Origin of the sequence: Ligilactobacillus animalis KCTC 3501 = DSM 20602, from assembly GCF_001434535.1 — a bacterium.
GTDB classification, from domain to species: Bacteria; Bacillota; Bacilli; order Lactobacillales; family Lactobacillaceae; genus Ligilactobacillus; species Ligilactobacillus animalis.
Genome location: NZ_AYYW01000014.1, coordinates 1 through 26,438, shown reverse-complemented (window position 1 = coordinate 26,438; position 26,438 = coordinate 1). Strand labels below are relative to the sequence as shown.

Annotated in this window: 25 protein-coding genes; 17 read left to right on the top strand and 8 right to left on the bottom strand. The window is 42.1% G+C overall.

The window, feature by feature from the left end; translation table 11 throughout:
- Positions 1-241: 241 nt before the first annotated feature.
- Positions 242-1,168, top strand: coding sequence for an NADPH-dependent FMN reductase (locus FC30_RS02915; RefSeq protein ID WP_010690079.1), 927 nt, complete (start codon positions 242-244; stop codon positions 1,166-1,168).
- Complete coding sequence (locus FC30_RS02910; RefSeq protein ID WP_010690080.1) at positions 1,168-2,139, top strand: FAD:protein FMN transferase; 972 nt, start codon at positions 1,168-1,170, stop codon at positions 2,137-2,139. The genes FC30_RS02915 and FC30_RS02910 overlap by 1 nt, the downstream gene beginning before the upstream one ends.
- A 122-nt stretch (positions 2,140-2,261) precedes the next feature.
- Here FC30_RS02910 and FC30_RS02905 read toward each other — a convergent pair whose 3' ends face one another.
- The 3 genes from FC30_RS02905 to rpmH all read right to left on the bottom strand — a co-directional run bounded on the left by FC30_RS02905 (position 2,262) and on the right by rpmH (position 3,666).
- Positions 2,262-3,098, bottom strand: a complete 837-nt coding sequence (locus FC30_RS02905; RefSeq protein WP_010690081.1) for a YidC/Oxa1 family membrane protein insertase — start codon at positions 3,096-3,098, stop codon at positions 2,262-2,264.
- A gap of 11 nt (positions 3,099-3,109) precedes the next feature.
- A complete protein-coding gene (gene rnpA, locus FC30_RS02900) occupies positions 3,110-3,466 on the bottom strand; it encodes a ribonuclease P protein component (RefSeq protein WP_004049716.1) in 357 nt (118 codons plus the stop codon).
- Between the two features lie 65 nt (positions 3,467-3,531).
- Complete coding sequence (gene rpmH, locus FC30_RS09295; RefSeq protein WP_003701411.1) at positions 3,532-3,666, bottom strand: 50S ribosomal protein L34; 135 nt, start codon at positions 3,664-3,666, stop codon at positions 3,532-3,534.
- Between the two features lie 506 nt (positions 3,667-4,172).
- On the opposite strand from rpmH, the gene dnaA reads away from it, so the two are divergent.
- The 6 genes from dnaA (at position 4,173) to gyrA (ending at position 13,084) form a co-directional block, all read left to right on the top strand.
- Positions 4,173-5,519 carry a chromosomal replication initiator protein DnaA gene (gene dnaA / locus FC30_RS02895; RefSeq protein WP_010690091.1) on the top strand — a complete coding sequence of 449 codons (1,347 nt, stop codon included), beginning with the start codon at positions 4,173-4,175 and terminating at the stop codon, positions 5,517-5,519.
- A 173-nt stretch (positions 5,520-5,692) separates the two neighbouring features.
- Complete coding sequence (gene dnaN, locus FC30_RS02890) at positions 5,693-6,832, top strand: DNA polymerase III subunit beta (protein WP_010690095.1); 1,140 nt, start codon at positions 5,693-5,695, stop codon at positions 6,830-6,832.
- Between the two features lie 249 nt (positions 6,833-7,081).
- Positions 7,082-7,306, top strand: coding sequence for a S4 domain-containing protein YaaA (yaaA, locus tag FC30_RS02885; protein ID WP_010690097.1), 225 nt, complete (start codon positions 7,082-7,084; stop codon positions 7,304-7,306).
- An 8-nt stretch (positions 7,307-7,314) separates the two neighbouring features.
- Positions 7,315-8,532: a DNA replication/repair protein RecF gene (gene recF, locus FC30_RS02880; protein WP_010690099.1), complete on the top strand. Its 1,218-nt coding sequence runs from the start codon at positions 7,315-7,317 to the stop codon at positions 8,530-8,532.
- A gap of 21 nt (positions 8,533-8,553) precedes the next feature.
- On the top strand, positions 8,554-10,512 hold the full coding sequence (gene gyrB, locus FC30_RS02875) for a DNA topoisomerase (ATP-hydrolyzing) subunit B (RefSeq protein WP_010690100.1): 1,959 nt from the start codon (positions 8,554-8,556) through the stop codon (positions 10,510-10,512).
- 109 nt (positions 10,513-10,621) lie between these two features.
- On the top strand, positions 10,622-13,084 hold the full coding sequence (gene gyrA / locus FC30_RS02870) for a DNA gyrase subunit A (RefSeq protein WP_010690101.1): 2,463 nt from the start codon (positions 10,622-10,624) through the stop codon (positions 13,082-13,084).
- Between the two features lie 98 nt (positions 13,085-13,182).
- Here gyrA and FC30_RS02865 read toward each other — a convergent pair whose 3' ends face one another.
- Positions 13,183-13,818 (bottom strand): NAD(P)-dependent oxidoreductase, encoded by a 636-nt coding sequence (locus FC30_RS02865; RefSeq protein ID WP_010690102.1) that lies wholly within the window; start codon positions 13,816-13,818, stop codon positions 13,183-13,185.
- A gap of 340 nt (positions 13,819-14,158) precedes the next feature.
- Here FC30_RS02865 and rpsF point away from each other — a divergent pair, with 340 nt between their 5' ends.
- Genes rpsF through rpsR form a run of 3 tightly spaced genes read left to right on the top strand, consistent with a single transcriptional unit; the run spans position 14,159 to position 15,298 of the window.
- Positions 14,159-14,449: a 30S ribosomal protein S6 gene (gene rpsF, locus FC30_RS02860; protein WP_004049701.1), complete on the top strand. Its 291-nt coding sequence runs from the start codon at positions 14,159-14,161 to the stop codon at positions 14,447-14,449.
- A gap of 36 nt (positions 14,450-14,485) precedes the next feature.
- Positions 14,486-15,040, top strand: coding sequence for a single-stranded DNA-binding protein (gene ssb / locus FC30_RS02855; RefSeq protein WP_010690103.1), 555 nt, complete (start codon positions 14,486-14,488; stop codon positions 15,038-15,040).
- A 21-nt stretch (positions 15,041-15,061) separates the two neighbouring features.
- Entirely contained in the window at positions 15,062-15,298 is a 237-nt protein-coding gene (gene rpsR, locus FC30_RS02850) for a 30S ribosomal protein S18 (protein ID WP_003695889.1), read from the top strand.
- A gap of 558 nt (positions 15,299-15,856) precedes the next feature.
- On the opposite strand, the gene FC30_RS02845 is transcribed toward rpsR, so the two are convergent.
- Entirely contained in the window at positions 15,857-16,183 is a 327-nt protein-coding gene (locus FC30_RS02845) for a hypothetical protein (protein ID WP_036687233.1), read from the bottom strand.
- 364 nt (positions 16,184-16,547) lie between these two features.
- Here FC30_RS02845 and FC30_RS02840 point away from each other — a divergent pair, with 364 nt between their 5' ends.
- Positions 16,548-16,754, top strand: coding sequence for a hypothetical protein (locus FC30_RS02840; protein WP_010690109.1), 207 nt, complete (start codon positions 16,548-16,550; stop codon positions 16,752-16,754).
- Between the two features lie 76 nt (positions 16,755-16,830).
- Here FC30_RS02840 and FC30_RS02835 read toward each other — a convergent pair whose 3' ends face one another.
- Entirely contained in the window at positions 16,831-17,814 is a 984-nt protein-coding gene (locus FC30_RS02835) for a DUF1002 domain-containing protein (protein ID WP_010690110.1), read from the bottom strand.
- A gap of 278 nt (positions 17,815-18,092) precedes the next feature.
- On the opposite strand from FC30_RS02835, the gene pnuC reads away from it, so the two are divergent.
- The 3 genes from pnuC (at position 18,093) to rplI (ending at position 21,596) form a co-directional block, all read left to right on the top strand.
- A complete protein-coding gene (pnuC, locus tag FC30_RS02830; protein ID WP_010690111.1) occupies positions 18,093-18,863 on the top strand; it encodes a nicotinamide riboside transporter PnuC in 771 nt (256 codons plus the stop codon).
- 240 nt (positions 18,864-19,103) lie between these two features.
- Positions 19,104-21,119: a DHH family phosphoesterase gene (locus FC30_RS02825; RefSeq protein WP_010690112.1), complete on the top strand. Its 2,016-nt coding sequence runs from the start codon at positions 19,104-19,106 to the stop codon at positions 21,117-21,119.
- A gap of 27 nt (positions 21,120-21,146) precedes the next feature.
- Positions 21,147-21,596, top strand: a complete 450-nt coding sequence (gene rplI, locus FC30_RS02820) for a 50S ribosomal protein L9 (protein WP_010690113.1) — start codon at positions 21,147-21,149, stop codon at positions 21,594-21,596.
- A 121-nt stretch (positions 21,597-21,717) separates the two neighbouring features.
- Here the strand turns inward: rplI and FC30_RS09630 are convergent, their stop codons facing one another.
- Positions 21,718-22,005, bottom strand: coding sequence for a hypothetical protein (locus FC30_RS09630; protein WP_010690114.1), 288 nt, complete (start codon positions 22,003-22,005; stop codon positions 21,718-21,720).
- A 185-nt stretch (positions 22,006-22,190) separates the two neighbouring features.
- Between FC30_RS09630 and dnaB the strand changes: the two genes are divergently transcribed.
- Positions 22,191-23,579 carry a replicative DNA helicase gene (dnaB, locus tag FC30_RS02810; protein WP_010690115.1) on the top strand — a complete coding sequence of 463 codons (1,389 nt, stop codon included), beginning with the start codon at positions 22,191-22,193 and terminating at the stop codon, positions 23,577-23,579.
- A 68-nt stretch (positions 23,580-23,647) separates the two neighbouring features.
- On the top strand, positions 23,648-25,525 hold the full coding sequence (asnB, locus tag FC30_RS02805; RefSeq protein ID WP_010690116.1) for an asparagine synthase (glutamine-hydrolyzing): 1,878 nt from the start codon (positions 23,648-23,650) through the stop codon (positions 25,523-25,525).
- Positions 25,526-26,126: 601 nt separating this feature from the next.
- On the opposite strand, the gene FC30_RS09870 is transcribed toward asnB, so the two are convergent.
- Positions 26,127-26,396 (bottom strand): Rgg family transcriptional regulator, encoded by a 270-nt coding sequence (locus tag FC30_RS09870; RefSeq protein ID WP_338131917.1) that lies wholly within the window; start codon positions 26,394-26,396, stop codon positions 26,127-26,129.
- Positions 26,397-26,438: the final 42 nt, after the last annotated feature.

The following is a 26,438-nucleotide window of genomic DNA, read 5'->3' as shown; positions in this document are numbered from 1 at the left end:
GTATATCATCTAAATAAATTTACGTTTATCGACCTGTAAATAAATTGCGATAAATCTATAAAAGACTTGCTCTTACTGGCAAATATCCTTATCTTTATATATAGGTAATTATAAAAAGTCGGGTCACAGAAAGTTAAAATGTAAGAGACCACAATGACAATTATTTTCATTACGAAAGGAAAAGCTATATTTCTCTCTCAAACACGTGTTGTTTGCTTACATTCTATATAGCAGGCTAATTATGAAATTCATCGCTATCGTTGGTACTAACGCTACAAAATCCTACAACCGTAAGCTCCTTCAGTTCATGAGTTCACATTTTGCTACGCAAGCGCAGATCGAAGTGACTGAGATAAAAGACATCCCACTCTTTTGCGAAGATTACGAACAGACGCCCCAAAGTGTTTTAGATTTAGCTCAAAAGATCGAAGCTTCTGATGGAGTGATCTTTGGAACCCCTGAATATGACCATGATATTCCAGCAGCTTTAAAATCAGTGATCGAATGGCTCTCTTGGAAAGTCCACCCGCTAACAAAACGTCCGGTAATGATCGTCGGTGCTTCCCTAGGTAATTTGGGTACCGTCCAAGCCCAAGAGAGTTTGCGGCGGATCCTTGATTCTCCTGGTCTGGGTTCTTTTGTATTGCCAGGCTTCCAATTTTTACTTGGCCGTGCGGAAAATGCCTTTGATGAAAAAGGATGTTTGATCGATCAAGGGACGATTTCCTGGTTAGAACAATGCTTTAATGGCTTCATCCACTATGCAACTGCGCTTGAAAAATTGCAACATGCTCAACAAGCACAGGCCAAAAACGAACACATCCCGACCACTCCAGCACTTAAACAGCAAGAAGCTAAAAGTGCCTTACAAGCACTTGATCGGATCGATACTACTACTGGCGCTTCAGAAACTGCCGATATGAGTTTTGAAGAAGCTAATGGGATCAATTTTGTCCTAGACGACGATACCGAGTTTAGTTTCCCAGATGAACAAACGGGCGCCTCAGAAACAGCTACAAAACCAGAAACGGTCACCGAAGAACCGCCAGCTTTGATCTATACTGAAGATGCCTTGACTAGCGCTTCAGAATCGACTCCAGCGCCAAAAGAAGAGCCAGTTCCCGCTCCTGCCCAAGTTGACACAACAACGGGGGCATCTGAAGGCTGATGGAAGATCTAGCACATAAAACTATCCACAAAACTTATCGTGGCTTGGGGACAAACATCTACTTAACTGCTTTTGGGAGTGCTAAAGTAAGTGACCTTGATGATAGTTACGCTCTTCTCCAGGCCTACGAGACTGCCTTGACTGTTAATCGCTCTACTTCAGAACTGATGGACGTCAATGATGCAGCTGGGATCAAGCCCGTTGCTGTCAGTGACTCAACTTATCAGCTGACTAAACTTGCGATCAAGACCAGCCAAGAAAATTTTGGGTTTAACGCCTTGATCGGACCACTCGTCAAATTGTGGAAGATCGGTTTTAGTGGGGCCAATGTTCCACCTAAAGAAGCGATCGCCTCACAGCTTTCTTTGATCGATCCTACCCAAGTCGAATTAGATGATGATAAATTCACGATCTTTTTAAAACAAGCAGGCATGCAACTTGACCTTGGTGCGATCGCTAAGGGCTATATCGCTGATCGGATCCAAGATCTCTGGGCTGCCAAAGGGATCAGCAGTGGGATGATCAATCTTGGTGGCAATCTATTGCTCAAAGGACTGGCACCACATCATCCAGATGGGTTATGGCGGATCGGTATCCAAGATCCATTCACTAAACGGGGCAATTCGATCCTCTCAGTCAAATACGGTCCCTGTTCAGCTGTCACCAGTGGCATCTATGAACGCCTGTTGAAAACTAACGGCAAAACTTATCATCACATTCTTGACCCTAAAACAGGTTATCCACATGAGAATAACTTAGCTAGTGTCACTGTTTTTACTAAAACATCGGTCCAAGCCGAGATCGAAACGACGCGACTTTTCTTTGCCGACGGTCCGCAACCCGATTGGCAACCGACCTCCGAAGTCTATGGTGCTATTTTTATTACTAAAGATAGAACGATCCAGATCTGTGGGCTTGAGCCAGCCGATGTTTTTCTATTAGATGATTCTTTTAAGTTAGAATTTAAATAAAATATCACTGAATAAACAATAAGGGAGCTACCACGATGTAAATTCATCGTAGTAGCTCCCTTGTTTGCTTTATACAAAAAACCGAGCCCCTCGCACTTGCGAGCAGCTCGGTTATGATACTACTATTTTTTCTTTTTACTCTTGAGAGCTTTGCGTTTAGCTTTTTCAAGTTTACGTTGACGGGCTTTTTCAGCTCGTTTCTTTTCTTCACGTTCACGTTGGATCTTAAACGGATTATTGATCACAAGTGTTTGAACAACTGAAAAGGCGTTTGTGATCACCCAGTACAATGAAAGGGCTGCAGGCACGTTTAACGCGGTAAAGAAGATGATCAGTGGCATCCCATAAGTCATCATCGTTGTCATCATGTTTTGCTCTGGTTGAGATTTAACACTTAACCAAGACGTTGCAAACGTAAATAACGCTGCTAACACTGGCAAGATGAAGTATGGGTCACGCCCACCTAATTGCATCCACAAGAAATGCCCCGTCTTCAAAGTTTCTGACCGGTAGATCGCTTGATACAAGGCGATCAAGATCGGCATTTGAACTAAGATCGGTAAACATCCAGCGACTGGATTGACTCCAGCCTCAGCATAGAGCTTTTGTTGTTCTTCCCGCATCTTTTGCATGGATTCAACATCTCTATCTGGATATTTAGCTTGCAATTCCTTTAATTTTGGTTGCAATTCACTTGTTTTACGCATACTGCGCATTTGATAGATCATCAACGGTAAGATCACGATCCGTACGATGATCGTAAAGACCACGATCCCCCAGCCATAATTATGGCCAAAAATGTTGCTCAAGGCTTCGATCGCCCGAATAAAGTTCCATACGATGTAATGATCCCAGATCCCAGTACTTTGGGCATTGACTGGATCAGTACTACAGCCGCTCAAAAAGAGCATTAAACCTAAAACGCTAATGACAGCGGCTAGTCTTTTCCCTTGCTTCATTTGCATTTACCTCACTTCGCAAATTGGTCATCCGACAATACTCTTGCCAAGTGCAAGACATGGATCAAATTCTTCTTTGCATCAGCTGTTGAAATTCCAGCAGCACTTGGGCGCGCGATCACGATAAAATCGCAATCTTGTTTTAGCTGCGGCTTTAATTCGGTCAAGCTCTGACGAATCCGACGCTTGACCCAGTTACGTGCGACAGCATTCCCAATTTTCTTGCCGACGGAAATTCCGACGCGAAAATGCTTTTGCTCGGGCTTTTCGATCATGTAGACCACAAACATGCGGTTCGCACATGACTTACCCTGGGTAAAGACTTCTTGGAACTCCGCTTCCTTCTTGACGCGGTATGATTTTTTCATAACCCATCTCCAAATGATTTGAAAAGTCCGCATACACTAAAAAAGACCACTGACGGTCCAGTGGCCTATGCAGACAATACTTTTCTACCTTTACGGCGTCTACGTGCTAACACATTACGACCGTTGCTTGTACTCATGCGTTTACGGAAACCGTGTACGCGTTGGCGATGGCGTTTCTTAGGTTGGTAAGTTCTTTTCACAACAGAACACCTCCTTTTATACAATGTTACTTAATATCCTACAAAAAAAGTAGCTTGATGTCAAGTTCAGACTTACTTTGTAATACTACCATATCTTAGCTAAAATTCAAAGTTTTTTTTCAGTTTTCTCGGCAAAAAAGTAGCTGATTTTTATGCACATTTTATCCACTTTTGCGTTTTTTGGCTGTCGATAAAATTTTTACATCCACAGCGTAATCCCCAAAAGCATCCACAAATCACAGCCTGTCAATTTCTCCCTGTCAATTTGTAAATAACCCTATGTGTATAACTCATATATCTCTTTGATACCAAGGTTTATAGCTTTTGAAATTTTATGTGCATAACTTTTTAAAATAATTTAACTATCCACACTTTTTACAACTTGTGGATAACTTAATTAACAACCTGTGATTTATTTTTTACTTTTTTTACCCAACCTGTGGAAAACATTTTTTTTTAATGCTACAATAGGAGCATGCAAAATTTATCAAAAAGGAGGGATCTTAGTGCTCGATCTTGAAACTTTATGGCAGTATATTCGCGATAAATTCGAAGCTGAATTTTCGCCGATCGCATTTACCACTTGGATCGCATCTGCACGACCACTACAGCTCACCGATAATACTTTGGTCGTTGAAGTGGCTTCTAAATTGCACCAAGACTACTGGAAACAAAACATTATTCCTCAGATCACTTCACTGCTTGCAGATAATCTTTCAACTAAGATCACGATCCTAGTTAAGACGGTTGACGAGCCCAATCCCTTGGCCGAAGCTGAGACTGAACCCGAAGTCAGGTCACTTGAAGCAAAGCAACCTGTACCTAAAAAAAGCACTCCACTAAATGACAAATATACTTTTGAATCATTTGTGGTCGGCAAAGGTAATCAATTGGCCCACGCAGCCGCACTTGCAGTGGCTGAAGAGCCTGGTGTCTTCTATAATCCGTTGTTCTTTTATGGGGGAGTTGGTTTAGGTAAGACCCACTTGATGCATGCGATCGGACATCAGATGTTAGAAAATAACCCTAACGCCCGTGTCAAATACGTAACTAGCGAATCTTTCGCCAATGATTTCATCAACTCGATCAAGTCTAAGCATCAGGAAGAGTTTCGCCAAGAATATCGCAATGTTGATCTCTTATTGGTCGATGATATCCAATTTTTCTCAGATAAAGTTGGGACACAAGAGGAATTTTTCCATACATTCAATGCTCTTTACGATGATAAAAAGCAGATCGTTCTTTCTTCAGATCGCCTACCAAACGAGATCCCTAAGCTGCAACAACGCTTAGTCTCACGTTTTAAATGGGGCTTATCGGTTGATATCACCCCACCCGACTTGGAAACTCGGATCGCGATTTTACGTAACAAAGCCGAAGCCGAACACCTACAAGTCCCTGACGATACCTTGAGCTATATTGCCGGGCAGATCGACTCCAACATCCGTGAATTGGAAGGAGCATTGATGCGCGTCCAAGCTTATGCTAAGCTAAATGGTCAGCCCGTTTCAACGAGCTTAGCTGCAGAAGCTTTGCAAAGCTTAAATGGTGCCCCACAGGACAAAGAACTTTCGATCGCGATGATCCAAGAAAAAGTTGCGAAGTTTTTCCACGTGACTGTGGCGGAACTCAAAGGAAAAAAACGGGTCAAAACGATCGTGATCCCACGCCAGATCGCAATGTATCTCGCGCGTGAATTGACCGAAGCCTCACTACCTAAGATCGGACAGGAATTTGGGGGCAAAGATCATACCACGGTCATTCATGCACATGAAAAGATCAGTGAAGCGCTCAAGAGCGATGACGAGCTCAAAAAAGATGTCGATAAATTACGAGCTGAATTACGCAGTTAACAACGACCTGTGGATCAATGTGGATAAACCTCAACAGTTATCCACAAGTTATCAACAAGCGATTTCTTAGCTTTTCAAAGGGTTTGGACTTTTTCCACAGTATGAACAGCCCCTACTATTACTACTAACTTTATTAATAATATATATTTAACCACCAGGAGGAATTTTGCCTTATGAAATTTACGGTACATAGAACAGCTTTCATCCAATATCTAAATGATGTTCAACGTGCTATCTCATCCAAAGCAGCCTTAGAGATCTTATCTGGGATCAAGCTCGATCTATCTGAAGACGGTTTGACAATGACAGGTAGTAATTCGGATATCTCGATCGAAACAGTGATCTCGATCGCAGATGAAAATGCAGCTTTGAACATTGAAAAAACAGGAAGCGTAGTTTTACCCGCTCGTTTCTTCAATGAGATCGTTAAAAAGTTACCAGAAGATAGCTTGAGTGTTGAAGTAAATGATCGTTTCCAAGCCACGATCAGATCTGGTTCAGCAGAATTTATCATCAACGGTCTAGATCCCGATGATTATCCACATTTACCAGAGATCGATTCACGGGAACAATTGACGTTACCAGGTGATGTGCTAAAACAAGTTATCAACCAAACTGTGATCGCAGCTTCCAAGCAAGAAACACGTCCGATCTTGACAGGGATCCATTTAGCGATCAAGGATGGTCAACTTTTAGCTGTGGCAACTGACTCACACCGTTTGAGCCAACGAAAACTCACTTTAAATGGTGATAGTGCTGCTGATTACGATATCATCGTCCCAGGGCAATCAATGAATGAATTAGCTAAGATGTTAGGTGATCTAAGTGAAGACATCGAGATCCAGATCTCAGAAAATCAGATCCTCTTCATCTTGGGCAATACTTCCTTCTACTCGCGTTTACTTGAAGGTAATTACCCTGACACTGAACGTTTGATCCCACAAAACTCAACAACAACTTTAGAGATCAACGCGCCTGCTTTCTTACGTGCAATCGAACGTGCTTCATTGCTTTCCCACGAAGGTCGCAATAATGTGGTCAAATTGTCGATGCAAGCTGGTACAAGCCAAGCAACGCTTTACAGCAATTCTCCTGAAGTCGGGAATGTTGAAGAAGAATTGACTTTCAACAAATTGGAAGGAAATGATTTAGATATCTCCTTTAACCCTGACTATATGAAAGATGCTTTGCGCTCCTTTGGTCAAAGTGAAGTGACATTGAACTTCACGATGCCATTGCGTCCATTTATCTTGGTCCCAAGTGAAGCTCAAGGCGAATTCATCCAATTGATCACCCCAGTTCGAACAGTCTAAAATATTTATGCTTTAGAGGCCAAAAGCGAGTGGTAATTTGACCGCTCGCTTTTTATTTTTCTCTGAAAGGTATAAATGGAATTTAGAACGCATATATTCAATTTCTGGGCAGGTTTTACTGTCTAGGGTGTCATAACACTCAGATAGGTCAAATTAGCTCAGAACGCGTTTAATTGGTTTCCATGATTGTGTTTAGTTTTTAAAAAAGGTATAATTTAATGAGTACTAAAAGGAAAGCGAGGCATTTTTTTGAAAGAAGAAATTCACTTAAAAACACCGCATATCACCTTAGGCCAGTTGCTTAAAATTGCGGATCTAGTTTCTTCTGGCGGTCAGGCAAAGTGGTTCTTACAAGAATACGCTGCTGACATCTTGGTCAATGGTGAGCCAGAAAACCGCCGTGGACGCAAGCTTTATCCTGGGGATAGTGTTGAGATCAAAGATCAAGGCAGCTATCTATTGAAAGAAAGCTAGCTAAGACAATGTATTTAGAAGAGCTGGAACTTCGCAATTTCCGTAACTATCAAACGGTAGCGGTCAAATTTTCACCCCAGATAAATGTCTTGATCGGAAAAAACGCTCAGGGCAAAACTAATCTGTTAGAGGCGATCTATGTTTTAGCAATGGCGCGTAGCCACCGGACCAATAATGATCGTGAGTTGATCAGCTTTAAACAAAAAGAGGCATATTTAAGTGGACGGGTGATGCGGAAGTTAGGCTGCTTACCCTTAGAGATCAGTTTGAGCCGTAAGGGTAAGAAGGCCAAAGTCAATCATCTCGAGCAAGCTCGCTTATCTCAGTATATCGGTAACTTGAACGTGATCTTATTTGCGCCCGAAGACCTCAGCTTGGTCAAGGGATCACCTGCGATCAGACGGCGGTTCATCGATATGGAATTTGGTCAGATCGATCCACGCTACCTCTATAATTTAACGCGGTACCGCACGATCTTAAAGCAACGAAATAATTATCTAAAACAACTCCAGCAAAAAAAGGCGACGGATACGCTCTATTTAGAGGTCTTATCGGAACAATTAGCCCAATTTGCTGGGGCGATCATTGTGAAACGACTAGAATTTTTAGCGGAACTTGAGCGCTATGCAAAAGAGATCCATAGTCAGATAACACAGGACAAAGAGCAGTTAGCTTTTAGTTATGAAAGTAGCTTGAAAGAACCAAGCGAGGCTACTGAAAATGAAATTACCGAAGCATTAAAAAAAGGTTTTGCAGATTTACAACAAAAAGAAATTTTTCAAGGGACGACCCTTTTAGGCCCACATCGCGATGATGTTGTTTTTAAGATCAACGGACAAAATGTTCAGATCTATGGTTCACAGGGACAACAGCGGACCACAGCTTTATCGGTCAAATTGGCAGAGATCGAATTGATGAAAAATAAGACGGGCGAATATCCGATCTTATTACTTGATGATGTGTTGTCTGAGCTTGACGGCAATCGTCAAACTCATTTGTTAAAGACGATCCAAGGGCGCGTCCAGACCTTTTTAACGACACCTGGATTAAATGATATTACGCAACAGTTGATCAAAGAACCAAAGATTTTTCATATTGATGATGGCCAGATTTCTGAAAATTCAGAAATGGCTGAAAATCATATCGACTGGGTTTCAGAAGACAAAAATAAAGTTGTTACATTTTATCCAAAAAATGAAAAATCCAAGAAAGGACAGTCTACATAAGAGATGTAGCGGGTACTAAACGTGACAGAAAAAGAAACGCTTGAAGAAGTAAAGGAAGAAAAAGCCAAAGAATATGATGCCAGTCAGATCCAAGTCCTTGAAGGCTTAGAAGCCGTGCGCAAGCGTCCTGGGATGTACATTGGCTCGACTAGCTCACAAGGTCTGCACCACTTAGTCTGGGAGATCATTGATAATGGGATCGATGAAGCTTTAGCGGGCTTTGCCGACGAGATCAATGTGATCGTGGAAAAAGACAACAGTATCACGGTCAAAGATAATGGACGTGGGATCCCGGTCGATATTCAAGAAAAAACGGGCCGGCCAGCGTTAGAAACCGTCTTTACTGTGCTTCATGCCGGTGGTAAATTTGGCGGTGGCGGTTATAAAGTCTCCGGTGGTCTTCATGGGGTCGGGGCCTCAGTTGTTAACGCCCTTTCAACGAGCTTAGATGTTCAAGTTAGACGTGAAGGCGATACGAACGTCTATGGAATGGACTTTAAACTCGGTAAAGTCGACCATGTGATGGAAGTCGTGGGGCAAAGTCAACCACATGAACACGGGACGACCGTGCATTTCTTGCCTGATCCAGATATCTTTACAGAAACGACTGTCTATGACATCAAAGTTTTGACGACGCGGATCCGGGAATTAGCCTTTTTGAACAAGGGCTTAAAGATCACGATCGATGACATGCGTCCCGAAGAACCGACCCACGAAGAATTCCACTATGCTGGTGGGATCAAACACTATGTGGAATTCTTAAACAAGGGCAAAGAAGTTCTGTTTGATGAACCGATCTATGTGGAAGGCCAACAAAAAGGCATCACAGTTGAAGTAGCATTACAATACACAGATGATTTCCACTCCAACTTGTTGACCTTTACCAACAATATCCACACTTATGAAGGTGGGACCCATGAATCGGGGTTCAAGACTGCTTTGACGCGTGTTATCAACGATTATGCGCGCAAATCTGGGCAGTTAAAGGAAAATGAACCGAACTTGTCGGGTGAAGACGTACGTGAAGGTTTGACCGCAGTCGTTTCCGTCAAGCACCCTGATCCACAGTTTGAAGGACAAACTAAGACTAAATTGGGTAACTCCGATGCTAGAGCGGCGACCGATAAGACATTTTCCGAAACTTTCAGCAAATTTATGCTGGAAAATCCAAATGTAGCACGCCGGATCGTGGAAAAAGGGATGTTGGCAGCCAAAGCGCGGGTAGCAGCTAAACGAGCACGTGAAGTTACACGCAAGAAAAATGGTCTCGAGATCTCAAACTTGCCAGGAAAATTGGCGGATAACACCAGCAAAGACCCTGAGATCTCAGAATTATTCATCGTCGAAGGGGACTCCGCGGGTGGTTCGGCTAAGCAAGGGCGTTCACGTTTGACCCAAGCTATCTTACCGATCCGTGGGAAGATCTTGAATGTGGAAAAAGCTACATTAGATCGGATCTTGGCCAACGAAGAAATTCGTTCCTTATTCACAGCTTTAGGCACAGGCTTTGGGGATGACTTTGATGTGGATAAAGTAAATTACCACAAATTGATCATCATGACCGATGCCGATGTCGATGGAGCTCATATCAGAACCTTATTGTTGACGTTATTCTACCGCTTCATGCGCCCAATGATCGAACGGGGCTATGTCTATATCGCACAGCCACCATTGTATCAAGTGCGCCAAGGCAAGATGATCCGTTACATCGACACTGATGAAGAATTAGAAGAAGTATTAGGTCAATTACCACCAAGTCCAAAACCAGTTATCCAACGTTACAAAGGTCTGGGTGAAATGGATGCTGAACAATTGTGGGAAACTACGATGGATCCAGAAAACCGCCGCCTTTTGCGGGTCGAATTATCGGATGCGATGGAAGCAAATGAAGTCTTTGAAATGTTGATGGGCGATCAAGTCGGTCCAAGACGTCAATTCATCGAAGAGAATGCGACTTTCGTAGATAACTTGGACGTTTAATGAGAGCAGAGCAATAAGTTCTGCACATAATGCACAGTTTAGTGTGAATAAACTGTGTATAAGTTTGAAATTTATGTAAAAAGTAAGAAAAGAAGTGGAGGCACAGGACGTGGTAGAAGTACCTAACAGAATTAACAATGTTGATTTATCCAAAGTCATGCGGACCTCATTTTTAGATTATGCGATGAGTGTTATCGTTGCGCGCGCTTTGCCTGATGTGCGTGATGGCTTGAAGCCTGTTCACCGCCGGATCTTATACGGGATGAATGAATTAGGTGTGACTCCGGATAAACCATATAAGAAATCAGCCCGGATCGTTGGGGATGTTATGGGTAAGTACCACCCTCATGGGGACTCGGCGATCTATGAATCGATGGTCCGGATGGCGCAGGATTTTAGCTACCGTTATCTCTTAGTCGATGGTCACGGTAACTTTGGTTCGGTCGATGGTGACGGGGCTGCTGCGATGCGTTATACCGAAGCGCGGATGTCTAAGATCACGTTGGAGATGTTACGTGATATCAACAAGGACACGATCGATTTTCAGCCAAACTATGATGGCACCGAACGTGAACCCGAAGTTTTACCTGCTCGTTTCCCTAACCTATTAGTCAACGGGGCAACTGGGATCGCCGTCGGGATGACGACAAATATCCCACCCCATAACTTGGCTGAAGTTATCTCAGCCTTACATGTGTTGATGGAAAATCCCGATGCAACGACGGCTGACTTGATGGAAGCTTTGCCCGGGCCTGATTTCCCAACTGGTGGGATCGTGATGGGCAAATCTGGGATCAGAAAAGCTTATGAGACTGGGAAAGGCTCAGTTACTTTACGGGCTAAAGTTGAGATCGAGGAATTAAAAAATAGCCGTGAACAGATCATTGTGCATGAGTTACCATACATGGTCAACAAGGCTAAATTGATCGAACGGATCGCTGAATTAGCGCGCGATAAGAAGATCGAAGGGATCACCGATATCAAGGATGAATCTGACCGTGAAGGGATGCGCATCACGATCGATGTGCGCCGTGATGTCAGTGCCTCAGTTGTGTTGAACAATTTATACAAATTGACTTTGATGCAAACTGCCTTCAACTTCAACATGTTGGCGATCGTTAATGGAACGCCGCGGGTCTTGAGCCTAAAGCAGATCTTGACATATTACTTGAAGCATCAAGAAGAAGTCATCCGGCGGCGGACCCAATTTGATTTGAAAAAAGCGCAAGCAAGAGCACATATCTTAGAAGGTCTACGGATCGCCCTAGACCATATCGATGCGATCATCAACATCATCCGTAATTCTAAGAGTGGTGATATCGCTAAAGATCGTTTGATGAATGAATATCATTTGAGTGATAAACAAGCCCAAGCGATCTTAGATATGCGTTTAGTTCGCTTGACCGGTCTGGAACGTGAAAAAGTTGAAGCTGAATATCAAAAGACGATGGAAGCAATCGCCGATTACAAAGATATTTTAGCGCACGAAGAACGTATCTATCAGATCATTTACCAAGAATTATTGGAGATCCAAGAGCGCTTTGGAGATGATCGTCGGACTGAGCTTATGGTCGGCGAAGTCTTGAGCATTGAAGATGAAGACTTGATCGAAGAAGAAAATGTTGTGATCACCTTGACGCATAACGGCTACATCAAGCGTTTGCCAACCAGTGATTTTAAAGCACAACGGCGCGGTGGTCGTGGTGTCCAAGGGATGGGCGTGCACGATGATGATTTCATTGAACACTTGATCACGACTTCGACCCATGATGAATTGTTGTTCTTCACGAATGTGGGTAAAGTCTATCGCATGAAGGGCTATGAAGTTCCAGAGTATGGTCGAGCTGCTAAAGGGATCCCGGTGATCAATTTGCTAGATCTCGATAAAGAAGAAAAGATCCAAACAGTGATCAACGTTGAAGCTGATAAGCGTGACGATTCGCACTTCTTATTCTTCACTACGGTCAAAGGTACAGTTAAACGGACTTTCGTGACTGAATTTGGCAATATCAGAAAGAATGGGTTAAAGGCGATCTCCTTACACGATGGCGATGAATTGATCCATGTTTCGATCACAGATGGTGAACAAAACATCATCATCGCAACGCATGGTGGTTATGCCGTCAGCTTTGCCGAAACAGCTGTCCGCCCAATGGGACGCTCAGCAGCTGGGGTCCGCGGTATCCGCTTGCGTGATGAAGATCATGTTGTCGGGGCCTCGATCTTACGGCCTGACAGTAAAGTCTTTGTCATCTCTGAAAAAGGTTTCGGTAAGCAGACACCGGCTAGCGAATATCCGATTAAAGGGCGTGGTGGTAAAGGTATCAAGACCACAAATATCACGGCTAAAAACGGTAACCTCGCTGGTATGACAATGGTCAATGGGGATGAAGACATCATGGTCATCACAGATAAGGGTGTCATGATCCGCTTTAACCTCGCTAATGTTTCTCAAACTGGCCGGGCAACACTTGGGGTCAAGTTGATCAACTTAGACGATGATGCTAAGGTTTCAACGATGGCTAAAGTTGAAGCTGAATCCACTGAGGAAGAAGAAACGACTGAAGAATAAAACTGTGGATAACTAAAATTCATTCTAAAAATAATTTATCCACAAAAAAATCCACGGTACTCCTAGGAGTGCTGTGGATTTTTTGCGTTTATAGATAATTATTTGCCGACAACGCTGATACGTTCTTTGATATGGTCACCGTTTTGGATCTCATCGGCCATGGCAAGGGCGTAATCAGCATAACTGATGATGCTTTCGCCACGGTCGTTAAGGGTCAATTCTTCACCAGCAAGAATATATTTACCCGTACGTTTTCCGTCAACTTGGAAATCAGCGGCGGGGCTGATGAAGGTCCAATCAACATCATCATGTTTGCGTAGTTCGGTCAAGGCATCAGTTTGAGTTTTGGCTAAAGCGTAAAATTCGGCTGGAAAATCTGGCGTGTCGACTAACTGAGTCTTGTGTTCTGGGTCAACATAGAGGCTACCAGCGCCACCAACGATGAGCAAACGAGTCTTGGTCCCAGCTAAAAGAGCGGTCAAGTGCTTGATGACTTCAACGTGTAAATGAAGGGTCTCAGGCGCAAAAGTCCCAAAAGCATCAACGACGACCTCAAATTCGGCAAGATCGGCTTTAGTGAGCTCAAACAGATCTTTTTGGATATATGTTTGAGCGACCGTAGTATTTTGCGCTTTACGACCAAAACCAGTTACGTCATAACCACGCTCGACTAATTCTTTGACGACTAAACTCCCAACACGTCCGTTAGCACTAATTACAGCAACTTTTGTCATAATAAATTCCTCCATTTGGTTGTAATTGTTTTTGTTACATTTGCTTGATGAGTTTAGTTTATCTTTTTATAAATGTAATGTCAATCATTACAACTAAAAAATATTTTATTTTTTTGTGTTTACCTATAATTATCGGAAATAAATTTTTTTGAAAAAAGAAAAAATTTTCGCCAGCAATTGCGTATTTATAAAGTGTAGCCGTAGTTCAAAATCCCTTGCAAAATAGTTTTAATAATGTTATAATTCTATTTCGTGAGTATCTAAACAAAATTAGCTTTAGATTCTCCTTGTTCTTACATTAGATAAAGAACCAATAGTCCATAAGGAGGTGCAAACAGTCATGACAAATTATGAAATTACTTACATCATCAACCCATCACTTGACGAAGCAGCTAAGAATGAATTAGTTGAACGCTTTGACAACATCTTGAAAAATGATGGTGCTGAAATCGTAGAATCAAAAGACTGGTCTAAGCGTCGTTTTGCTTACGAAATTGGTGGTTTCACAGAAGGTGTCTACCACATCGTAAACATCAAAGCTGAAAACGCAGACGCTATCAACGAATTTGACCGTCTTTCCAAGATCAATGATGGTATCTTACGCCACATGATCGTTAAACGTGAAGACTAAGATAGACTATAAATAAAGTAAAGGAGGAAATGAACTTTGATCAATTCAGTTGTTCTAGTAGGTCGTTTGACCCGAGATCCTGAACTGCGCTACACGCCTTCAGGGGCAGCCGTGGCAAGCTTTACTGTCGCGATCGACCGTCGTTTCACTAACCAACAAGGTCAACGTGAAGCTGATTTCATCAATTGCGTAATGTGGCGTAAAGCAGCCGAAAACTTTGCTAACTTTACCCACAAAGGTTCCTTAGTTGGGATCGAAGGACGGATCCAAACCCGTTCTTATGAAAATCAGCAAGGTCAACGTGTTTATGTTACTGAAGTTTTAGCTGAGAATTTCTCACTTTTGGAATCCAAGGCTGAATCAGAAAGGTATCGTGCCCAACACGGCAACAGTAACGCTAATGTGCAAGGTTCAGCTCCTTCAAATGATATGCAGTCATCTAATCCATTTGGGACTCCAGCAAATAATCAGACCAATGATGCTTTTGGTGGTAATGGTTTTGATACCAATACAAACAATAGTAACAATGCTGCTGATCCATTTGCCGGTGGTCAACAGATCGATATCTCAGATGATGACTTACCATTCTAAAATTGACAGGAGGGAAATCTAATGCCACAACAAAGAAGAGGCGGACGTCGCCGTCGTAAAGTTGACTTCATCGCTGCTAACCACATCGAATACATCGACTACAAGGATACAGATCTTCTTAAGCGTTTCATCTCAGAACGCGGTAAGATCTTGCCACGTCGTGTAACAGGTACTAGCGCAAAGAACCAACGTAAACTTACAGTTGCGATCAAACGTGCACGTATCATGGGCTTATTGCCATTCGTTGCCGAAGATTAATCAAAAAACGTCTCATTGCGAGGCGTTTTTTTGTTTGGCCGATTTTTTTGAAAAAAGTTTTTAAAAATTTCGTTTTTAAAGACGAACTATTATATTTTTTTATTGGGTATTATACGATTTATAAGTTAAAGAGTGAAAAATGATTTTAAAGATTCTAGTGGTAAATCTTTGGTTTATGAAGGTGTAGACCTATGTGTGGATAAAGTTGTGGAAAACTCAAATGTAATAACCGAACGTTATCTATTATGAAAAAAATATAATTTAAATTCTTAAGAAAAAATCAATAAAAAAGTTAGCCATTTTGGGTCATTTAGGTGTATTATAAATATGTAGATTGATGATGAATCAATCTTCTCCCCTTTTTATGTAGTAAGTGATAACTATCTTAGATTTACTTTAGGATAGTATTTCCCCAATAACATAACCTTTTTCTCCGTGATTTTCCCCGATCACGGAGTTTTTTTATGTTCGCGAATACAAAACACGGGATCTACCACGATGTAAAAGCATTGTAGTAGATCCCGCGTTCTCACATGCTCAGTGATGACGATAGCTCAATTAGCTTAGCTCGAGAGTCCTAGCAAATTCAGTTCCGTTTGAAAGTACGGTAAAGTTTCTAAAGTCGATCGTGGTCGACGCATCAAGTTTAGAAGCTAGGTGCATTGGATCATTGATTTTGATATTTTGGTCGGTAAGCCAAGATATCACTTGTGGGATCGCCTGAGTCTCGCCATTTAACAGTTGGATCTGGCGGTCGTCAGCTAACTCGAGTATCAGTGAAAAGATAAAACGCTCAGTCAGTTTGGGTAACGGTCGGAGCGTGATCTTAGCCAAATACATTCCCAGACAAGCCTGGGTGATCTGGTCGGGTAATAGGGTAAGCATTAAATTGTCGCGGTCATCGAAGAGCTTGAGATGTGTTGCTTCAAACTGTGTTTTCGCAAAAGCAAGTGAATTTTTACGAAATAAAATTGCAAGTGGCAGTTAGCGATTGGTTCCGTAAAATGTCCGCCCATTAAATTCAAGTGTAGTGAAAAATGGAGCGGCATACAAATTAGTAGCTAAATTGGTAAAAATGATTTTTTTCATCTTAGACCTCATTTCTATGAATTAACTAGCATAATTTATAAATGTCATCTTCTGCACACTAGCCCCACCATAATAATATGTGATATCGCCAAGGTGAGACAAGCACTCTTTATAGAAGAAATGTGGTATTATGGAATAAAATAGCAACGAGGGTGAAAAAATGGTCAAAGGATTGGTTTTAAGTGCAATAATTTTTGTTCTAGGAGTGTTTGAACTTTATGCTACATATCGCTACTATCACAAATTAGTCGTGGCAGATCGAAAAAATATGCTTTCTGGTGGCCGTTTGTGGTTAGGGATCATCAGTGGTGGTTTATTGTGCGCTCTTGGGATCTTTTCGGCTTTAGGCGTATTACAGGGTGCATAGGTTGCGATATGAGTTCCTAGTTGCAAAGAGCCCCCCAGCAAATGTATCTGCTGGGGGGCTCTCCCGTATGGTCTTATTAATTAAACAGACTCTTGATCCATTCGATGAAGCGGGCAAACCAGCCTTTTGCTTGTTCAACGGCTTCTTTAGCTTGAGCACTGTTGGCCCAGTCTTTAGCCTTATTCATCAAATTACCCGTCGAATCTTTAACGTTATTGATCGTGTTTGTCACGTTATTGATATATGTCTTGCTTGAGCTGATCGGTGAATTTTGGAAGTTTACCAAAGCGCCTGAGATCTGTGTTACTTGCTCTGAGGTCGTTTGGTTTTGAATGCCACGGTCAGCCAAAGCCTTATTTAACATATCTTCAATGTCTTGTTTTGTAGCTAGTTCTTGGTTGTCTTGTTTTTGTTGGGCCAATTGCTTGGAAACATCACCAATAGCTGCCATCAGTTTCCCAGGATAGGTCTTGTCATCTTTGTTAGCGTCGATCGCCGGTTGGGTCGCTGAAAGCATCTCATTGGCTGTCGCTGTGTTTTCTGTGTTCAATGAAACGCCATCTTCGGCTAAGGCCTTGTAGACCCCAGTCAAGGCTGATTCACCTGAAACAGGACGATTAGCGGTCACAACGATGCTGACATCTGTTACCCCCGCCATTTGAGCGACCATTGCGTATTGTTGGGAAGTTACTTGGGTGATATTGTTAGAACCATTGTAGTCTTTGATGTTGACCTTGACCCCAGAACCAGGATCTCCGGGTGCGATCGCAACTGAGCTGATCATTGCAGCGTCAGTCGTATTGCTAGAGCCATTAGCGATATATTTGTTGTAATCAGCGGCGGTAGCGGTCAAAGTCTTGAACGAAGAATCAGTTTCAAATACTTTAGCTAAATTTTGGCGTGCTTCTTGGCTCGTGCCGGCTCCATAGACGACATAAGCGGAATTTAACGTATGCGTATTACTGCTACTTTCGGCTAAAGCCTTGGGAGCACTGGTCAAAGTTACCCCTAAAAAGGTCAGCCCTGCCAAGAATGCAGTTGCTAATTTTTTTAATTTCATCTCTAAAACACCTCATTAATTTTATATCTAGCTACATTTTAATTTTACCACCAGAAATCAATTCTTGTCTTTTAAGAAAAAGATATAAATATCGTAAGAAAAACTTAGGAAAATCAACGTTTGAAAATCAAATCACACACAATATATAGATTTAATAAAATTAGAATTACAATATATTGTGTTTTTTCGGTTGAATTTAGTCAGAATGCATGGCTATAATAGTTACATTGCAATTTTTAAATGCAAGAAATTATTGTCTATCGGAAGGAAGTTTTTAGATGTTTGAACGTTATCAAGATGTATTGACCCATTTGCCAGAATATTCCAAGAATGTATTTCGGAAGGGATATTTCAAATGGTTGTTGAATCAATGTAAAGGTTGGGGGTATTTTAGTTACTTCTTATTGGCGTTCAACTTTGTGCTCCAAGTTATCTCGTTGGTCGATTCTTTTAGCCAAACGCCAGTCCAGTCACTGTTAGCCTTTGTTGGGGGCAATCTGTCCGTGGCATGTGTGATCGGGATCTCGAACTTATCCGGGATCCAAGGCTGGTGTGGTGCGATCTCAGCTATTTGTATCGCAGCAACAGGTTTTATGGCAAAAAATTATGCGACCGCTTGGGAACAGATCGGTTATTTGATCTTTTTAGATATTTTTTGCATTTTAGATCCAAAATGGAACGATGATATCCAAGCGGAAAAACTAGAAAGTGGGCTTGAATGGATCAAATATGGCTTATTTTTTGTAGTTGCTTGGTTATGCACCTATACGATCTTTAGCTTTACGAATGATCCCCGGGTCTTTTTGGATAGCTTGAACTTAGCAATGGCGATCACGGGGGCATTATTGGAATTGAATCGTAAACGTGAACAATACTATGTTTTCACACTGGCATCAGTCTTTACGATCGCTTTATGGGTCCAAACGATGTTGCAAGGTGATGGGAATTTTGCCTTGATCTTTAGTTACAGTGTCTTTTTCTTAAATGATATGTATGCCTTTTTCAGCGAGAACAGCTGGTTTAGAGGGGAAGTCTCAAAGAAAGCTTAAAATTTAGTTTTGAATGGCTGACAATAAATAGTCGCGGGCGTATACTTAAACTAAGTGAATAACTTAACTCATAACACTAAGCTACGGGTCAGCCCGTGGCTTTTTATTTTGGGCAAAGCAACTTGATTTTTCAAGCTATTATAGTCATACTTACTGAGAGTCAAACTCGTTTGTGATAGAATAAATAGCAGAAGTATAAAATTAGGTTAAGAATTGGGAAAGGAATGCGGGGATAAACCAGTGAAAAAATTTTTTAACAAAGATTTTTGGCAACTGCCTGAATTCATGTATGACAGACATTTGCGTGTGTTAGCTTGGATGTTGGCGTTTGTAGCGGTCATTTGTGTGATCCTGGCCTTTAGAACCAATATTATTCTAGGATATATCAGCATGGTCTTTACACTTATTGTGACCGTAGTTGCCTATATTACTTTAAAACAAATTACTGAAGATACAACTGAATACATTTCTGATCTGTCTTATCGGATCAAACGCGGTGAACAGGATGCGTTGATCAAAATGCCGATCGGGATCTTATTTTACGACAAAGAGGGTCATATCGAATGGATCAACCCTTATATGCAACGCTATTTTGATAATCAAGAGGTGCTGGGTAAGCCGTTAAAAGAGGTCGATCATCAGCTCTATGAGCAACTCGAGGCTAAACAAGACAATAAGGACAAAGATATCGAAGTCAAATTGCATGGACGAGCCTTTAGTCTGATGGTCCAAAAAGACATTGATGCGCTGTACCTGATGGATGTGACGCATTATGCCGAGATCCGACAAGAATACGAAGATACGCGGTTAGTGATCGGACAGATCTTCTTGGATAATTACGATGAAGTTACCAGTGCGATGAACGATAAAGATATTTCTAACCTGGGAAATTTCGTGACGAATGCTTTATCAGATTGGGCGCGCGAATTTGGGATTTACCTCAAACGTGTTGATGAAGATCACTTCTTTATCTTGACGTATGCTAAGACGCTCAAAGTATTAGAAGAAGAAAAATTCAAGATCCTAGATGAAGTGCGCAAGTGGACGTCCAAGCAAAATTCGCCAGTAACGCTTAGTGTAGGGATCGCATACGGTGGTTCTGATCTGACCCAACTGGCAAAGCTCTCACAAAATAACTTAGATCTTGCCTTGGGACGTGGGGGAGATCAGGTCGTCGTCAAAGCGGTCGATGGCCAAGCCCGTTTCTACGGGGGCAAGACCAACCCGATGGAAAAACGCACCCGAGTTCGGGCACGGATGATCTCACAAGCGTTGACCGAATTGATGAATCAAGCCGACCAGATCTTTGTGATGGGCCATCGCCATCCAGATATGGACTCTCTGGGCGCCTGCCTAGGGGTGCGTCGGATCGCGGCGATGAATGGCAAGCAGTGTTGGATCGTCTTAGATCAAGAAGATCTCCACTCAGACATTGAGCGTTTGTTAGAGGAATTGGAACAGTATCCAAATATCAAGGGTTCAATTATAACCCCGGAAATGGCCTTGGAAAAAGCTACTAAGGATAGCCTTTTGATCATGGCTGACCACTCGAAACCATCAATGTCGATCGCACGACCGCTCTACGATAAGCTCAAAAATCGTGTCATGGTGATCGACCATCATCGCCGGGGCGAAGAATTTCCCGATAACCCGATCTTGGTCTACATCGAACCGTATGCCAGTTCGACGTGTGAGTTGATCACTGAGCTCTTTGAGTATCAATCAAAAGACAGTGAGCCGATCAATAAATTGGAAGCCACGGCAATGCTGACAGGGATCATCATTGATACACAATCATTTGCTTTGCGGACAGGAACGCGGACTTTTGATGCAGCGAGCTATTTACGTTCAGTTGGGGCTGATCTGGTGATGGCACGGCATTTCATGAAAGAAAGCGTCAATAGCTATATGCAACGCAACCATTTGGTCGAACGGACTGAATTTACTGAGGGAGACGCGATCTGCTGTGGTGAAGAAGATCGAGTCTATGATCCAGTCATCGCCGCTCAAGTTGCTGACTCACTGTTAAATGTCAGTGGAGTGGAGGCCTCTTTTGTGATCACTAAGCGGGCTTCAGGCAAGATCGGCGTTTCAGCGCGAAGCAATGGGACTAAGAACGTGCAGGTGATCATGGAAGAAATGGGTGGTGGCGGTCACTTATCCAATGCTGCGACCCAGATCGCTGATACGACTGTGGGTGCGGTCAAAGAACAACTGCTTGCAATTCTTAAACAAGAGCAGGAAAATAAAGAGTAGAAGAACTACGTATGGGAGGATTTTTTTATGAGAATCATTTTTACACAAGACGTGCGCGGTAAAGGCAAACGCGGTGAAGTTAAGGAAATTCCAGATGGATACGCAAACTTCTTGATCAAGAGCAATAAGGCTAAGCAAGCTGATGCAGCAGCGATGAGCCAATTACGTGGTCAAAAGAGAGCCGAAGCCAAAAAAGAGGCTGAAGAATTAGCCGAAGCAAAGGTCCTCAAAGAAAAATTAGAATCTGGCAATTATGTCGTTGAGATCAAGGCAAAAGCTGGGATAGATGGTCGTTTATTTGGCTCGATCACATCCAAGCAGATCGCCCAAGCTATGGAAAAACAACACGGCTTAAAGATCGACAAGCGCAAGATGGAATTAGCAGCACCGATCCGTGCGATGGGATACGCCAATGTCCCTGTTAAGTTGCACAATGAGGTTTCTGCTAAGATCCGCGTGCACATCTCAGAACAATAAAATAGCTTAATAATAGCCCGCTAGAGTAGATCTGGCGGGCTATTTGTGTAGGTGGTAGGGAGAGTGAGGATATAAAAAGCATAGTTGAACTGTTGGTTTTTTGTGGACTATCTAAGCTTATTTACAATAAAGTTAAGCGGTATTTTGCCATTTGAAAAAACTGGGTTCGACGAAGATCAGGGACCATAAGTTCTTTGGCAGCAAGTTGCATAGTCGGATTTTCTAATTTACTCAGTGCAAGTGATTTAGGTAGGATAGTTACCAAGTAGCGAATAACACTAGGTAAAATGAAATATTGTTTAGGACTATATGGAAGTCGACCACGTGCTACTAGTAGATAGCAATCTTCAAACTGGATAATAGTCCATCTACTGTCAAATGGTGGCTCAAACATTCCTTGATCGGGCATGATATAAGCTGTCGGATATCGTTTGCGTATTTTCTTTAGTGTAGAACTGATCGTGATATAAAACAAGGCAATATTTTTTAAATTTTGGGGGTCAGTGATATATAGGTAACAATAGATTCGACCAGCCTATTTTTTATGTTATAATTTCAAGTTGTACACTTAAATTACAGAAAGGATGAAGCTGGTTGGATAATGAACTTTTAAATGACAGCTTACCACCGCAAAATATTGAAGCGGAACAAGCTGTTTTAGGGGCTGTCTTCTTGAGTCCTGATGCTTTAGCTGATGCGATGGAATTTGTGGAAGCTAAAGATTTTTACCGGCGTGCCCATCAATTGTTGTTCCAAGCAATGATCGATTTAAACGACGATGGAGAAGCAATTGATGTTTTAACGGTCAATAACCGCCTTGAGATGAACAACCAACTCGATGATGTCGGTGGGGTCGCCTACATTGCTGAATTGGCTTCATCCGTGCCGACAGCAGCCAATGTGGGATATTACGCCAAATTGGTGGCAGAAAAAGCTGTCCTCCGCCGGGTGATCGCAGCGGCAACCAATATCATCACCCAAGCCAAAGAACAAGATGAGCCCGTTGCCGATATCTTAGAATCGGCAGAACGGCAGATCATGGAAGTGGCGGAAAATCGCACTCAAAGTGGCTTTAAAGAGATCAGTAAAGTTTTGACTGATTCCTTAGATGAGATCGATAAATTGTCGCAACAAGATGAAGATATCACCGGGCTTGCAACGGGCTATAAAGATTTTGACCATATGACAGCTGGGCTACAGCCAGATAACTTGATCATCTTGGCTGCCCGCCCGGCCGTGGGTAAGACGGCCTTTGCCTTGAATATCGCGCAAAATATCGGGACTTCGACTGATAAGACGATCGCATTGTTCTCTTTAGAAATGAGTGCGGAATCGCTAGTTAACCGGATGTTATGTGCAGAAGGGTCGATCAGTGCTAATCACTTGCGCACCGGGCAATTAGATGAGCAAGAATGGGCTAATCTGATCGTGGCAGTCGGGGCCCTTTCAAAAACGAGTATTTATATCGACGACACGCCAGGGATCAAGATGTCTGAGATCCGTGCCAAGAGTCGGCGGTTAGCTAAGGAAAAAGGCGATCTCGGTCTGATCGTGATCGATTACCTACAGTTGATCGAAGGCTCTAACAAAGAAAGTCGTCAACAAGAAGTTTCTGAGATCTCGCGTCAATTAAAGAAATTATCAAAAGAGCTCTCAGTTCCGATCATCGCCTTATCCCAGCTCTCACGTGGGGTCGAACAGCGCCAAGATAAACGGCCGGTGTTGTCCGATATCCGTGAATCTGGATCGATCGAGCAAGATGCTGATATCGTAGCGTTCCTTTACCGGGATGACTACTATGAGCGAGCTGACGGGGATGACGATGATACAGACAACGATGGCCAACCGGAAAATCAAGATGTCGGTGAAGTTGAACTGATCATCGAAAAGAACCGTGCCGGTGCGCGTGGAACGGTTAAGCTTTTATTTATCAAATCATATAATAAGTTTGCCAATATTGCCTATACGCCAGAACCGCAGTAAGTTTTTGACAATTGGCGTAATAAAGGGTAATCTAAGGCAGTAAACAGAGTAAAAGGAGAACAAACATTATGTGTGGTTTTGTTGGGTATGTAAACCAAACTGATATTCCAGATAACACAATTGAAAAAATGGCGGATCGTATCCGTCACCGTGGTCCAGACGATGAAGCATATTTTGCAGACGAAGGGGCTGCAATGGGATTCCGTCGCCTTTCGATCATCGACTTGGCTCATGGTAAGCAACCAATGTATAACAGTGATGAAACTAAAGTCTTGACCTTCAATGGTGAAATTTACAACTATCGCGAAATTCGTGAAGAGTTGAAAGCTTTAGGGTACGAATTTAGAACAGATGTTGACTCAGAAGTTTTGATCCATGGTTATGATGCTTGGGGTCCTAAATTATTAGATAAACTACGTGGAATGTATGCTTTTGTGATCTATGACCGCAAGACTAAAGAAGTCTTTGGGGCACGTGACCACTTTGGTATCAAGCCAATGTATTACTATGATGATGGCCAAAGTTTCTTGTGGGCATCTGAGATCAAAGCTTTCTTAGATCATCCAAAATTTGTGAAGGAATTTAATGAAAAACTTTTACCAATTCATTTGAGTTTTGAATTTATCCCTTCTAAGGAAACGATGTTCAAAAATGTCTACAAGCTTTTGCCAGGTCATTACTTTATCCACAAAGATGGCAAAACAGAGATCCATCAATACTACAAATTCAACTACGATCACATTGATGAAAATCAAACGATCGAAGGCGATGCTAAGAAGATCCAAGGCTTAGTCGACAACTCAGTCAAGGCTCACATGGTCGCAGACGTTGAGGTTGGTAGTTTCTTATCCAGTGGTGTCGATTCAAGTTATGTTTTGAACGAAGCTGCTAAGTTAAAACCGATCAAGTCATTTTCACTTGGGTTCAACAACTCCAAATATAGTGAATTAGATTGGTCTTCTCGCTTTGCTAAAAAGATCGGTCAAGAAAATACGCGGATCACGATGGATGGCGATGATTACTTCGACATCTTACCAACGATCATGTACTACATGGACGAACCACTTTCTAACCCATCAGCAATGCAACTTTACTACCTTTCCAAGGGAACTAGAAAACAAGTTAAAGTTGCGCTTTCTGGTGAAGGGGCTGACGAATTCTTCGGTGGTTACAACACTTACTTAGAAGCTCGTCCATTTGAAAAATATCAAAAATATGTTCCAGCTGGTTTGCGGAGCGCACTTGCTAAGATGGTGATCAACTTACCTCGTTTCCATGGCCAACGTTTCTTGGTCCGTGGGGCACAACCATTGAGCGAACGCTACTACCGGGTAAACTATGTCTTTAACTATCATGATCGAGACAAGATCTTGAAGAACAAGGACTTAAACGTTGATTCCGGTGCTTACACCAAGCATATTTTTGATGACGTTAAAGATAAAGATGAAATGACGCAAATGCAATACTTTGATATCAACACTTGGTTACCATTTGATATCTTGCATAAGGCTGACCGGATGAGTATGTGTAACTCACTTGAAGTGCGGACACCATTAGTTGATAAAGAAGTGGCTGCCTTTGCGGCTACAATGCCGATCAAGACACGTATCCGTGGCGATGAAACCAAGGTCTCATTGCGGACGGCAGCTGCAGCTGAATTACCAAAAGATGTGGCAAACAAGGAAAAACTTGGCTTCCCATCCCCAATTGCTAGCTGGATCAAAGAAGACAAGTTCAGAAAGCGGATCGAAGAAGCCTTTACTTCTGATGTAGCTAAGAAATTCTTCGAACCAGAGGCCTTACTTGAGATCTTACAAGAACATATTAACGGTAAGTCTTCAATGCAAAAGATCTTCACTATCTACACCTTCATCTTATGGTATCAAGTGTACTTCCCAGAAGACACGACAGCGGATACTGTAAGCAAGGTAAAGATCACAAAATAATCTTTTCCCCCAGTTGAATGACTGGGGGTTTTTGTGTATATACAAAAATGCGGGGAGTTTAATGCTATTGGCAGTATTAGGGATACTGGGCAGTGGAATAAACGAGAATTTATAAGTGTAAAATGCACGTTCAAACAAAAATATTGTTTGAAGTAGCATGAAAAACTATGATTAAGGGTAAAAATGAAGGATTTGGATGCGTAAGGCTACGGAAAGGGCAGTGAAGCAAAATAAGTAGCAGATAGTGTCTCAAAAATGATACACCTGTATCTTTTTTGAAGAAAAAGCAGATAAATAAAGTTTTAGCGACTATAATCAAGATGTTAGCAAGTACTATATTGCTAATTAGGGAATATCTTAGGGAGATGAATGAGCATTTGACTGAGACATTTGTTGAGTAGCTTACAAGAAATGGTGACGTTGCTGGTCCTAGGTCGGGCAGTACACCCATCCAGTAGATCGTCCGAGCTCAGGCTATGTTTGTTTTTAGTGCACTATAAGATAAGTGGTGGATCAGAGATCTTTATGGTTTTTGGTCCACTATTTATGTGGTAGATCAAATAAGCAGGTAGCCTTCCTTGCTACGGGAGGCTACCTGCTTTTAGTTAGTTATCTGTAAAATGGTCTGTTCAAATTTTTCAGCCAAATTAGGCATATCGAGAAATTTAGCGGTCGCAATGCATTTAGTTAATGGACGGCGCCAAGTATTGGCTGGTTGATGGAGTAATAATTTCTTGAGATTGGTAAAAAATGTGAGTAACAACTTTTCGTAGACCAGATTTTCAGTCAGGTCATAATTTTCGAGTAACGTGAGATAATGTGAAGCATTGACGTAATTTTGGTGCTGAATAAAATAAACCTGAATTGTCAAATCAAGTTAGAAAAAACTACATGCTCATTTGTAATGTACTTC